Here is a 13,186-nt window from a genome sequence, read left to right on the forward strand (position 1 = left end):
GTACTATTTAGACAAATCTTTCACCCATATATTCATATCTTCCAACTTATCGAAAATGTAGCAATTGTTCGCCAGTCTTCCTGTATACGTATAACCTAACTGATGAAAGACCGCATTCATTCCGAAAGAAAGCGATCGAGCAATTGTATAGGAGCAGAAAATCGATTTTTCTTGCAGTTCTTCTTCTAACTTAATTAGTAAACTTTTCATAAACCCATGCTTACGATATTCGGGTAAAGTAGCACAATTCGTTAATTCTGCATTTCCTTCTTTTATATTCATTTCTGCAGATGCTGTACTAATTATTTTCCCCTCGAATTCGTACACATAGTATATTGTATCGTCTTCCTTCATCGTTTGTTTTACATAACTCGCTTCGTTTAAAGGTGTCGGATACACTTCAAATACTTTTCCAAAGACAGCTGCTAATTCTTCCGCATCCTCTTCTGTCGCTTTTCTTAATAGAAATTTCTCTGGGACTATGTTTCCCTTTACTTCTTTTGCTTTAACACCGCTTAAAATAGTATCTTCCTCAGTCCAATGAATACTATTTCGTCTTTCATCATTAATAAATTTCACGAAGAAGTATGCATCGTGACCTTGAAAATAATGCGGTATTGTTGCTTCAAATAAAAAACCGAAAGAGAGCCATGTAGAAACATGCTCTCCCTTTCCTTTAATAATACATTTAGTGAAAGAATGTTTCTCTGCTAATTCGTCAATTGTTTGGATAATCCTCTCAATATTCCCTGTGTAGTGGTCTACTCGAATACGTTTATTAAAATAATCTAAAACGCCTTCTACTGTATAGCCATTCGTCTGTTCTCTAAAAGATTCATAGTATTTCATTTTTTCACCTCACACCAATCTAGTAATGTGCATGCAATAATTTTTGCGGCAGCTATCATTTTATCAACTTCTATATATTCGTTTGGATAATGTGCTACTTTTGTCTCTCCTGGACCAAATACTATCGTTGGTACACCTGCGATTTGTGTAAATAAACCTCCATCAGTCCCCCAAGGAGATGCTTCAATAATTGGTTCGTTCCCTTCGATTTCAACAAAGTTATGCTCGAGTGTTGTGATTAACTCATGATTTTCTTCTAGTTCACCAGGAACCCATCTCGCTCCAAACCATTCTACTTCTACGGGATTTTCAACAAACCAATTGTCCACATTATTTAATTCAGCGATCCAATTTTCGAACTCTTCTTTTGCTGCCTCTATAGTCTCATTCGGCGCAATACCACATCTTCCTTCTAAAATTAACGAATCAGGAACAGAACTTGGCCAGCTCCCGCCTTCAATTTTCCCAATATTAATTGGAATTGGAATCGGGATTCCTTTAAATAACGGGTCTGTAATTCGGTCATTTCTCTTCTCTTCCAATTTTCTCAAATGATCTACAACAAACATGCTTTTTTCAATTGCACTTACTCCTTCATAACGTGTACCACCGTGTGCTGCTTTTCCTTTCACATGTAGACGAAACCACATGGACCCTTGTTGTTTCGGGAAAAACTTCATATTTGTCGGTTCTGGAATAATGACACCATCTGCTTTATATCCTCGTAATATAGTCGCTAATGTTCCTGCCCCGCCGCTTTCTTCTTCAATTACACTTTGAAAATAAATATCTCCTTTTAATTCAATACCAGATTCAATAATGGCTTCCATCGCAAGCATTAGTGCGACATTGCCGCCTTTCATATCCGTTGTTCCACGACCATATATACGATTCCCTATTTGCTCACCGCTATAAGGGTGATGGTCCCACTGATTCACATCTCCTTCTGGTACGACATCAATATGCCCGTTTAGTATCATAGATTTCCCGTCGCCACTTCCTTTTAAAGTTGCCACTATGTTCGGGCTATCTGAAAAACTTGTACGCGGTGATACAAAATAAGGATGATCTTTCATTTTAGAAAATGAAGGTTCCCAAATATCAAGATCTAAACCTAGCTCACGTAATTTTTCAATCACAATTGCCTGCGCACCACTTTCATCACCAGATACGCTTTTTTCTTGAATTAATCGTTTTAAAAATTTTACGCTTTCCTCTTCATGGCTCTCGATATAATCACAAATTTTCTTTTTTAATTGCTCCATATATTCCATCTCCCCTCATTCGATTACTAGTAAGTTAGAGCCAATTTTAAAATCAGCTTCTGTATGTTGTTTTATATCTTCCACTGTGTATGGGCTCATTAATTCTTGTAAAACGAGTCCACCCTGCGTCACTTCCATAACTGCCATATCCGTAATAATTAAATCTACACATTTCTTTGAAGTTAATGGTAATGTACACTCCGAAACAATTTTTGCATTTCCGTATTTATCGACATGATTCATCACAACAACGACACGCTTCGCTTTTTGTGCCAAATCCATCGCTCCCCCAATTCCTGGAACTCGTTTTCCTGGTACAATCCAGTTCGCTAAATCACCATTCTCACTTACTTGTAATGAACCAAGAATCGTTATGTCTAATAAACCTTTTCGAATCATTCCAAACGCTGTGCAACTATCAAAATAACTCGCTCCTGTAATAAGAGAAGTCGGTAAACCTGCTGCGTTACATAAATTTTCGTCTTCATTCCCTTTTCTTGGCGTAGGTCCCATACCTACAATTCCATTTTCCGCATGAAACATAACGTTTATATCGTCAGGAAGATGATTCGGTACAAGCGATGGTATACCAATACCTAAATTTACAATCATACCATTTTGTATTTCTTTCGCCGCGCGCCTAGCAATCTTATCTCTCACTTCTACGCCCATACCCATTTCCAATTCACTCCTTCCGACGGTACGATATAATTTACAAATACTCCTGGGACAACAATTTCTTCTGGATCTAAACTCCCAAGTGGGACGATTTCTTCGGCTTCTACAATCGTTATATTCCCTGCCATAGCTACGTGAGGATTCATGTTACGAGCGCTTTTATCAAACACAAGATTACCAAATGGATCCGCTTTTTTCGCATATACAATCGCAACCTCAGCAGTTAATGCTGTTTCAACTAAATACGTCTTACCATTCATTTCAACTGTACGCTTTCCCTCTTCTACAATCGTATCAACACCTACATCAACTAATACGCCTCCAAGTCCTACACCACCAGCGCGAATACGCTCTGCTAATGTTCCTTGAGGAGAAAACTCGATTTGTAACCTTCCTTCGTTTAGCTGTCTTCCTGCATTTGGATTTGAACCAATATGTGAAGTAATTAATGATTTTACTCTTTCATTCGTAACAAGACGACCGATTCCTACATCAGGAAATCCCGTGTCATTTCCTATTAAATTTAAATTTGTAACTCCTTTTTCTAAAATCGCCTGTATTAAAGTTGGAGGGGATCCAATCCCTCCAAATCCTCCAAACATTAATGTCATATCATCGTGGAACAAAGAAATTACTTCCTCTATCTCTTTTAATTTACCGAATGTATTCGTAATAGTTGTCATGCGATACTATGCCCTCCTTTTTGCATCATTTCTTCTACACTTTTTGCAAAGATTGAAAGTAATTCATCTAACTCGGAATATGTAGTTGTCATTGGCGGTGCCACAAGCAGTGCACTATCTTCTTTTCCTGCTTGCCCTGAAACAGCTTGGTATAAAAGAAGACCATTTTTAGCTGCAACCGAAATAAGTTCTGACGCTTTTGTAAACGGTTGCAATTCTACTCCGATCAGCAACCCTTTTCCGCGCACATCAGCAATGATTGTCGATTGTTGCTGAACTTTCTGTAGTCCTTTTATTAAATACTCTCCCTTTTCTGCTGTTTTTTCAGGTAGATTATGTTTCTCCATATATTCAATCACAGCTAGAGCTGTTGCTGCAGATAATGGATTTGCACTTAACGTATGCCCACTCATTACAGAACGCGACCCACGTAATATCGGCTCCATAACACGGTCACTTACAATCGTCGCTGCCATCGGTGTATATCCAGCTCCTAAACCTTTACCAAGAGTCATAATATCCGGTTCTACCCCCCAATGCTCCATCGCAAACCATGCCCCAGTACGCCCAAGCCCTGTCATTACTTCATCAGCAATAAATAAAATATCGTAATGACTACAAATATCTTTAATGACTTTATAATATTCTTTCGGCGGAACGACTGCGCCTCCAGCTGCCCCGATAATCGGTTCAGCGATAAAAGCTGCGATATGTTCTGCACCAATTCTTTCAATTGACCTTTCTAGTTCAGTTGCACAAGCAAGCTGACAAGTTGGATATACCTTTTGCACCGGACATCTAAAACAATATGGAGCTGGAATAGTTGGATAATCTTCTAAAATTGACACGAAACGTTGTCTGCGCAGTGGATGCCCAGACATTGATAAGGCTCCCATCGTAATACCGTGATAACTCATCCATCGTGACAAAATTTTATGCTTCCCTTGAATACCTCGCTCTTGAAAATGCTGGATTGCAATTTTCATAGCTGTTTCATTTGCTTCCGTACCACTATTCACAAAAAAGCTCCAGTTCAAATCTCCTACACTTAAATCGCTTAATTTCTTCGCTAATTTTTCAGCTGGTTCACTCGTAAACTGTGATCTATAAACGAAAGCAATCTCCTCTGCTTGCTTTTTTATAACATCTGCAATCTCCTTTACGCCATGCCCAATACCTGCCGTAATTGCCCCTGACGAGCCATCAAAATATTTATTTCCGTTTTGATCATACAAATACACACCTTTTCCATGTGAAATCATTGGATACGGCTGACCAACAAGTGGTTTAATTAAGTAATCGCGCATAGCGCTCCCCCATTTCTCCAATTTGTATATATATATGAAGAAAATTGACGTTTCTTTCATAAAAAAGAACCCTCTGCGAAAGCAGTGATTTTATCAAAAAACTATTATAAAATATACAAATGAGTGCTAAATATTAATTTCAAAAACAGAAAATTCAGAACTTAAAACGAAGACCAACCCTTATCTATACGCTCAAATAACCCTCCTTTATATAAAATAAACGCTTCACTACATATTTTCTTAACATAATATCAGCTTCCCTCAATTGCCGACATTGTGTAAACTTCGACGAAACTCCCTTTAAACTCCTTCCTATTCTCCTACTTTATATTGCATATTTTCAAACAAATCTCGACAATTAATCCTACTAAATGCATAGAAATTATTTTATAGAAACCAATATTTCACATACATTCTCCTCCGTTTTATACAATAAAAAAAGAACCGATTAACCGCATTAATCAGTTCGGCACGACGCTCTTTTATTGGTTAATACTTCCCCTTGCTAACGTAAATAGAAAAAATAATGTTACAAATTCAAAATTCATCCTACATCCTAAAGCACAAAATCGTCCATAACTCCATTCACAATTCCTTTCGGGATATCCCCATCCCAATATTCCATTCCTTTCCTTATATTTAAACTACCTTTCCTTTATAATTTATGTAGGACAATTATCACTTTGTATGTGTATTTGCCCATTATTAAAAAAATCCCTAGTTTGCTAAGGATTTTTGGACATGTTTTCGATATGTCACTTGATACGCTCTTAAGGTTTTTTATTTCGAAATATAGATTGTAATCAGTACATCATCACCAAACATATATGATATATTGCTATACACTCTAGAAAACTATAGCGCTCTTTCACCTAAACTACACTTATCCATAAGCCATACTTTTTATTAATTTTCAACTTTTCTCCTTCAAAAAACAATTTTTTCGCATAACCTCTTTCTTACTTTGCATATAGTTTTAATGATGACAAAGGAGGAATGTTCATGTCTCAATCTGAAATCGAAAAATATGGACAAGAAGCTGCACGTTACGAACAGCTCGCTCGTTACTATCAATTTAATAATCCGAAAAAATATGTAGAACTATATATGAAATATTACGATACGCTTACAAAACTTGTACAGGCGTATGAAAAAAGAGATTCGCAAGAAGCTGCTTTACCGTCACACATAAGATTTTTTCACTCTGCTTCATATATACCTGCAGTTAACATTTTAGTAAACGGGCAAAAAATTATTAAAAATATTTCTTTTAAACAATTTAGTCCCTATTTAACATTAGTGCAAGGGAAATATCGTATAGATATTGTTCCTGTAGGAAATGAAACTCCCATCTTTTCAGCTTTAGTACCAATAATGGGGAATCACACTTATACTTTTGTCGCAATAAATAGTGACAATCATCTACAATTACAACCTATGCTTGATAATACACATTTACCAGCTGGTCAAGCAAAAATACGTTTTGCACATTTTTCTCCAGATACCCCTGTTGTAAATGTAGATTTAAAAGGTGGAGATCATTTATTTGAAAATGTACTCTTTAAACAAATTACAGATTTTTTAGAAGTTAGCCCTGGTACAGCAGATATTGAAGTTTCACTCGCAGATAATTCAAGTGTCTTGCTAACTTTACCGAATTTCAAAGTCGAACCGAACATCATTTATACCATTTCACTTTTAGGTTATTCAACGAAAGATCCTAAATTAGAAGCCGTTATACTTACGAATTAAAACAGTCTACACCATTCATTTGGTGTAGACTGTTTATTTTTGAAATACAATTTGAAATTCTGTCCACTCGTTATCTGAACGACACATGATGGACCCATTATGTTTTTCTACAATTTGTTTACATACAAATAAGCCAATACCAGTTCCTAACTTTTTAGTAGTTACAAATGGTTCAAAAATCGTTTCTACATTTTCAGCTGGAATCATTGGTCCATTATTTTTTATTACAATTCGAATTGCTTGATCTTCTTCAAACACATCAACGATAATTTTTCGTTCTTCTTTTATCGATTCAAGAGCGTCAATTGAGTTCATTAATATATTTAAAAATACTTGTCTCACTTCACTCCGATAACCAACAAGCGGAATTGGGTACGGCAAATTCTTTTCAATCGAAACATTTGCATTGACCAAACTCGGATATAAGAACTGTATAATATCTTGAAACAAATCATTAAGCCAAAATTGTTCTGATTCAGTCCACATTTCTTTTTTCGATACGAGTAAAAATTGCGAAATACGAAAATTTAATTGGTCTAATTCATGCGAAATAATATCTAAATACGATAAACTAGGATGATCTGCCTTTAATAATTTGACGAATCCCATAATGGAAGTAAGTGGGTTACGAAATTCATGTACAAAACTAGCTGACATTTGTCCTAAAATCGTCAGCCTTTCTTTATGTGTTTCGTTAATATATTGCTGTTTTTCCTCTAAATTTTTTGATATAATTTCCGAGTATTTTAAAACAGTATAATAGATCAATTTGTCAAAACAAGTATGTATTTGAGCCATAATTGGTTTCAATTCACGTGCGCTAACCTCTAATTCACACATCGCTTCAAAAAGCTCATTTCTTCCCACGTTTGCATTATAAACAAAATCTCCAATATTCGCATCTGCTCCTGCACGTTCAATAGCAATTTTCTCGCATAATGGCTGAAGATAATCTATATCTTTTTCTTCCATAGTAAGTTCGATAATTAACTGTAATAAATCTTCTCCATTTTGAACTGCTTCTAGTTTAAATGGATCTTTATCGGAAATTATCATTTTGTTTTTCCAGTTCTCAACGAATTGGTGCCTGTTGTTTTTCAAGTGCGAACAAAATACTTCTTTAATATCCTTATCGATTGGAAAAACCCCCATTCCCTCCATTTCCATACGACGAACACCCTTTATATTTTGAATATTAACACAAAAAGTACGATTCGTTAATAGATTATTGTCACATTTTGTTAATATGTGTTGATAAAATTTTTAATGTCTTTATTAATTGGTTAGATTGATACATTCTATTTTCCTTCTTTTTATTCAATTTTTTTAATATTCGATGCGACTTTTTTTGCATCCTGCTTCATTCTTTCGTACAATAGAAAATGAAAGGTGTGAAAAATATGGTAAATAAAAATGTGGAAGATTATCTCCAAGAAGGCATTTATGGCCAAAAGCAGAACAAACCAGAAGAACGTAATATGTATTTAACTACATTACGTGAGCGTGTAGAAATCGCTTTAACTATCGGTCAAGTAATGCAAAGTAATGTATATTCTGAAGTAGCTAGTAGTATGCGCTCTTCTCAATCATTACAAATATTCCTAAATGGTGGCATTGCTTACCCACATTTATCAAAATACATTAAATTAGCAAATGAAAAAAATGTTCCTTTTACAATTGTTCAAAATAAAGGCATAGAAACACCCATCGGTTTAGTATTATCCCATAGTACTGCTGTTGACAAAGAACAAATTTATGTAGAAGATGCTATTTTTAAACAAGAAATGAAGTAAAAGGTACACTTGATTAAATGAAATCGTATCGAGAAATGTGAAACAAACAACAAAAAACGAGTATGGAATCGTAAACATCTCCTGCTCGTTTTTTATTATGATATTTAAGCTTGATCTACTTTATTTTTTAATACACACTAATTTCATTTCTGTCATCTCTTCTATTGCATATTTAATTCCTTCACGCCCCGTGCCGCTTTCTTTCACACCACCGTAAGGCATATGATCTACCCTAAACGTTGGAATGTCATTAATCATGACACCACCAACTTCTAGCTCATCAATTGCACGCATTGCTTTAAACAAATTATTTGTAAATACACCTGCTTGTAGACCGTAACGTGAATTATTTACTTGCTCTATTGCCTCATCAAATTCTTTAAATGTATTTACTGTCATAAGTGGACCAAATACTTCTTGGCACTGAACAGATACATACTCTGGAACATTTGTTAATACAGTTGGTTCAAAAATCCTTGCATCATGTTTCTTGCCACCATATAAAACAGCTGCACCTTCCTTGACTGCTTCTTGCACCCACATTTCAATACGCTCTACATCTTTTTTCGAAATTAAAGCCGATACATCCGTATTTTCAAGCAATGGATCCCCGATAACAACTGTTTCCATCGCTTTCTTTAACTTTGAAAGAAATTCATCCATTCTCTTTTCATGTACAAAAACACGTTGTACCGAAATACAAACTTGTCCATTATTAACAAATGCTCCCCATTTTACACGTTCAATTAATTCATCTGTTAATTCTACATCTTCATCAATAATAACAGCAGCATTTGATCCTAGCTCTAACGTAACTCGCTTTAACCCAGCCTTTGTCTTAATTCCAATTCCAACTTTCGGACTTCCCGTAAAAGTAATGGAAGCAACATCATCATTTGTAACTATCGCCTCACCTACAGTTGAACCAGGACCAGAAATAATATTTAAAGCTCCTTTTGGCAATCCTGCCTCTTCAAATAATTCAACTAATGCGTAAGACGATAATGGCGTTTGATCAGCTGGTTTTAACACAACTGTATTTCCGGCAGCAATTGCAGGACCGACTTTATGTGCCACTAAATTTAATGGGAAATTAAATGGTGTAATAGCTCCTATAACCCCAATTGGTTTTCGTATTGTGTATGCAATACGCCCATCTGCACCAGGTGCTGCATCAAGTGGCAGTGTCTCGCCGTATATACGCTTCGCTTCTTCCGCTGCAAATTTGTATGTCTGAACGGTACGATCTACTTCTCCCCTCGCAGCACGAATTGGTTTTGCAGCCTCTTTTGCAATAATCTCTGCAAATTCTTCTCTTCTTTCATCCATTTTTTGTGCAACCTTCTCTAAAATAGTCGCACGATCATATGCAGATAATGTATTCATTTTTTTCATTGCATTTTTTGCAGCAGTAACAGCCTCTTGTACATCTTCTTCCGTTCCTTGTGCAATTTCCGCTAGCGTTTCTTCAGAATATGGTGCGTATAATGGTTTATAAATGTTTACAGGCTTCCAATCTCCATTTATATATAAATGCTTTTTCATAATTCTTCTCCTTCCAAACATATGCATACAATAATATTTCACCTAGTGAAAGGTCTGACTTATGTCATTGTATCATAGCCCTTATTCTGCCAAAAACATTATGCTCAAAAAAACCCTGCCATATAGCAGAGTCTACGAACTAATTTGTTCTTGAAATGGAATTTGTTTTTCATCTTCTAAAATAACAATTGATTCTACAGTTTTTGTAACTTCTAATCTCTTTATATAGTGTCCATCTAATTCTTTTACACAGAACTTATAATTTTCAATTTCAATGAAATCCTCTTCAGCAATTTCTATATTCTTCGTTAAAATCCAACCACCGATTGTATCAACACCATTATCATCAATCGTTAAACCTAATAACGTATTCACTTCACTAACAAGTACTTTTCCCTCTAGTATTGTTTTCGTCTCACTAACTTGTTGAATTTCTGGCTGTTCATCCGTATCAAACTCATCTTGAATATCTCCCACTATTTCTTCTAAAATGTCTTCAACTGTAACAAGTCCAGACGTACCACCATATTCATCTATCAATATAGCAATATGCGTTCTTTCTGTTTGCATTTTTAAAAATAAGTCGTGTATTGGGATAGAGTCGATAACTAAAATGATTGGCCTAATATATTGCTCTACTTTCTTATTACTGACTGCATTATGCTGCACAAAATCTGTGAAAATATCTTTAAAGTTTACAAAGCCTATTACGTGATCTTTGTCTCCATCTACAACTGGATATCTCGTATATTTTTCCCGAGACATTTTTTGCAAAGCTTCTTCAGCAGGCATTTCTTTACTTATAATATGCATCTCAGTTCGGGGTACCATTATTTCTTTCGCTATACGATCATCAAATTCAAAAATTTTATTTACATATTTATATTCAGACTGATTAATCTCTCCGTTTTTGTAACTTTCTGAAACTAACAACCGTAATTCTTCTTCTGAATGAACCTCATCGTGCCCTTTCGGTGGTTTCAACCCTAACAACTTCGTAATAATTCGGGCTGATCCATTTAGGATCCAAATAAATGGAAACGCCATACGATAAAAGAAAATTAACGGTTTAGCAACAAACAAACTCACTTGTTCAGCTTTTTGAATCGCGAATGTTTTTGGGGCCAATTCCCCTATTACAACATGTAAAAATGTAATAAACAAAAACACTAAAATTACAGCAAAAATGTCTGCTAGTTGAGTAGAAATGTTCAAATTTACAAAAAGCGTGTCAAACATTTGCTTTAACGCAGGTTTACCAAACCACCCAATCCCCAGAGCTGTAACTGTTATACCTAGCTGACAAGCAGATAAATATTCGTCTAAGTTTGTAATGACTGTTTTGACAGATGTTGCGCGATTATTTCCTTCTGCAATTAAATAGTCAATTCGTGAACTTCGCACTTTAACAATTGCAAATTCTGCTGCAACGAAAAATGCCGTTAAGGCAATTAAAACAATCACTATACTTATACTATATATGTCCAAATACTTCTCCTTACTTACATTGTAAGCAAGGAAGCCACCTCCTACTTAATTTTATTCAAGTGAAGTAAGCATTCTAATACTCTAACAAAATTCTACATTAGCAACCACCTTTTTATATATTATATGCATACATAAAAAAGATATTTATCATTATGATAATCTAATTCATTTCCCTTAGTCAAATAGTTCTAAATCTTAAGATAAAACATTTTATATAAACGATATATTCTTCACAGCTTCATTTCGTGAAAAAACACTTTCTTTGCCGATTCCACACTTCTTTTGTCACACTAGAAGGGAACTTCCTTCATAGATCGAAATCATTTAACAGGATATATATAGGAGGGATTATTTTGGAATATAAAACACCATTTATCGCAAAAAAATTAGGTGTTAGCCCAAAGGCTGTTGTCCGGATTGCACAACAATTAAATCTTACGATAGAAAAAAATAAATATGGTCATTTTATTTTCACACAAGGAGATTTAGATCAAATGTTAGAATTCCATCTCTCACAAATAGAGCAGTCTCAAAACTCTCACCCTACTCAAAAAACATCATCAAATGATGTTGAAGAATTAAAAACTCAAATAAATACAATTGTTCAAAACAAATCATCACATGAATTTGAGCAATTAGCAGCTCAATTAAACACTATTACGAGAAGGCTAGATCGAATGGAAGAACAAATGCAAGATAAGGCAAATGATGTAGTTACGTACCAACTTTTACAACATCGCCGTGAAATGGAGGAAATGTTAGAGCGAATTCAAAAGCTAGAAGCTGCCCTCAAGAAAGAAGAACCAATATATATCACTCCCGATACTAAACCAACATATGAACGTGAAAAGAAACCGAAGCGCCGCAAAATGATTTTTAGTATATTTGGATTATAAATTTTAGACCCTTATTAAAATAATAAGGGTCTTTTTTTCATGAAGAATGATTTCATATTAAAATAGCATTCTCTTTATTATACATATTCATTCCGCTTTATTTTGTTAACATAATGTTTTTACTGTATTCTGCAATTAATGCCTGTGCATGAGCATTCCCTTGAATCACATCTCGAAATTCCTTTAAAGAATACAAATGCGTAGCCCCTTTTCGGGCATGAATTCGTACTGGTACACCTTGTAAAGTATCATGAAACTGAAATGGCTTATCTATCGGTTCAATTGGGAAACCGAGTGTTAATAAATACATATACATTCTTTTTGTAACTGCTGCAATATACCATTCTGCTTTCGTTTCTAATGCATGCATAAATAAAATAGCTGTTAGTCTTTTGAAGTGTCCTCTCCCACGAGACGTTTTCGCAATACTTAACTTGCCTATTTCATACACATTTTTCAAATCTTTCACTAAATCATTTTTAGAAAACGGATAGAAAAACTCAGAATTTGATTGCTCTGGTTCCGTATACTTAATACATTCTACTGTACCGATATGATGTTCATCTTCTATTAATAAAAATCGTGATGGATTTAAATTACGTTCTACAAACATTAAGTTTCTTTCTTCACAAAAATCTCCCCATAGTTGCTCGAACCAAAAATGTTCTTCCTTTGTTTGAACACGCTGGAACATATTTACCCGCCTTTCCCATCGCCGCTCTGTTTTTGACAACGCTTTCACTATCTATCATATAAGAACAAATCTTCGTATGCAACTAAAAATATTTATGACTTATTATATTCTGTAAAACGAATTAAATTCCATCTTAATCGTCTTTTATCTCTCATGTACCGTTCTTCTAACAACATATTTATATTACTTTCAAATTCAAATCGCATGAAGCTGTCTTCCCTACAGCATATAATTCT

General features: G+C 34.9%; 12 protein-coding genes. 3 read left to right on the forward strand and 9 right to left on the reverse strand.

Annotation, left to right across the window (positions count from 1 at the left end; translation table 11 throughout):
* Nucleotides 1-3: 3 nt before the first annotated feature.
* Genes ablB through KVT31_RS05250 form a run of 5 tightly spaced genes read right to left on the reverse strand, consistent with a single transcriptional unit; the run spans nucleotide 4 to nucleotide 4,782 of the window.
* Nucleotides 4-849, reverse strand: a complete 846-nt coding sequence (ablB, locus tag KVT31_RS05230; protein WP_088096322.1) for a putative beta-lysine N-acetyltransferase — start codon at nucleotides 847-849, stop codon at nucleotides 4-6.
* Entirely contained in the window at nucleotides 846-2,114 is a 1,269-nt protein-coding gene (locus tag KVT31_RS05235) for a peptidase (RefSeq protein WP_088096321.1), read from the reverse strand. Before KVT31_RS05235 ends, ablB begins: the two co-directional genes overlap by 4 nt.
* 15 nt (nucleotides 2,115-2,129) lie before the next feature.
* Complete coding sequence (locus tag KVT31_RS05240; RefSeq protein WP_000525267.1) at nucleotides 2,130-2,792, reverse strand: CoA transferase subunit B; 663 nt, start codon at nucleotides 2,790-2,792, stop codon at nucleotides 2,130-2,132.
* Nucleotides 2,777-3,475 (reverse strand): acetate CoA-transferase subunit alpha, encoded by a 699-nt coding sequence (gene atoD / locus KVT31_RS05245; protein ID WP_088096320.1) that lies wholly within the window; start codon nucleotides 3,473-3,475, stop codon nucleotides 2,777-2,779. Before atoD ends, KVT31_RS05240 begins: the two co-directional genes overlap by 16 nt.
* Entirely contained in the window at nucleotides 3,472-4,782 is a 1,311-nt protein-coding gene (locus tag KVT31_RS05250; protein WP_001205889.1) for an aspartate aminotransferase family protein, read from the reverse strand. The genes atoD and KVT31_RS05250 overlap by 4 nt, the downstream gene beginning before the upstream one ends.
* Before the next feature lie 1,002 nt (nucleotides 4,783-5,784).
* On the opposite strand from KVT31_RS05250, the gene KVT31_RS05255 reads away from it, so the two are divergent.
* A complete protein-coding gene (locus tag KVT31_RS05255) occupies nucleotides 5,785-6,534 on the forward strand; it encodes a DUF4397 domain-containing protein (RefSeq protein WP_088096319.1) in 750 nt (249 codons plus the stop codon).
* A gap of 33 nt (nucleotides 6,535-6,567) precedes the next feature.
* On the opposite strand, the gene KVT31_RS05260 is transcribed toward KVT31_RS05255, so the two are convergent.
* Nucleotides 6,568-7,701 carry a BA2291 family sporulation histidine kinase gene (locus KVT31_RS05260; RefSeq protein ID WP_088096318.1) on the reverse strand — a complete coding sequence of 378 codons (1,134 nt, stop codon included), beginning with the start codon at nucleotides 7,699-7,701 and terminating at the stop codon, nucleotides 6,568-6,570.
* A gap of 233 nt (nucleotides 7,702-7,934) precedes the next feature.
* On the opposite strand from KVT31_RS05260, the gene KVT31_RS05265 reads away from it, so the two are divergent.
* Nucleotides 7,935-8,327, forward strand: coding sequence for a YueI family protein (locus KVT31_RS05265; protein ID WP_000247570.1), 393 nt, complete (start codon nucleotides 7,935-7,937; stop codon nucleotides 8,325-8,327).
* Between the two features lie 120 nt (nucleotides 8,328-8,447).
* On the opposite strand, the gene KVT31_RS05270 is transcribed toward KVT31_RS05265, so the two are convergent.
* Both KVT31_RS05270 and KVT31_RS05275 read right to left on the reverse strand, forming a co-directional pair.
* Nucleotides 8,448-9,872: an aldehyde dehydrogenase family protein gene (locus tag KVT31_RS05270; RefSeq protein WP_088096317.1), complete on the reverse strand. Its 1,425-nt coding sequence runs from the start codon at nucleotides 9,870-9,872 to the stop codon at nucleotides 8,448-8,450.
* 132 nt (nucleotides 9,873-10,004) lie between these two features.
* Entirely contained in the window at nucleotides 10,005-11,360 is a 1,356-nt protein-coding gene (locus KVT31_RS05275) for a hemolysin family protein (RefSeq protein WP_088096316.1), read from the reverse strand.
* Nucleotides 11,361-11,713: 353 nt separating this feature from the next.
* Between KVT31_RS05275 and racA the strand changes: the two genes are divergently transcribed.
* On the forward strand, nucleotides 11,714-12,256 hold the full coding sequence (gene racA / locus KVT31_RS05280; RefSeq protein ID WP_088096315.1) for a chromosome-anchoring protein RacA: 543 nt from the start codon (nucleotides 11,714-11,716) through the stop codon (nucleotides 12,254-12,256).
* Between the two features lie 97 nt (nucleotides 12,257-12,353).
* Here racA and KVT31_RS05285 read toward each other — a convergent pair whose 3' ends face one another.
* Nucleotides 12,354-12,950 (reverse strand): hypothetical protein, encoded by a 597-nt coding sequence (locus KVT31_RS05285; protein ID WP_088096314.1) that lies wholly within the window; start codon nucleotides 12,948-12,950, stop codon nucleotides 12,354-12,356.
* Nucleotides 12,951-13,186 lie beyond the last annotated feature (236 nt).

It is taken from the genome of Bacillus sp. GbtcB14 (genome assembly GCF_019091205.1).
GTDB classification, from domain to species: Bacteria; Bacillota; Bacilli; order Bacillales; family Bacillaceae_G; genus Bacillus_A; species Bacillus_A cereus_AG.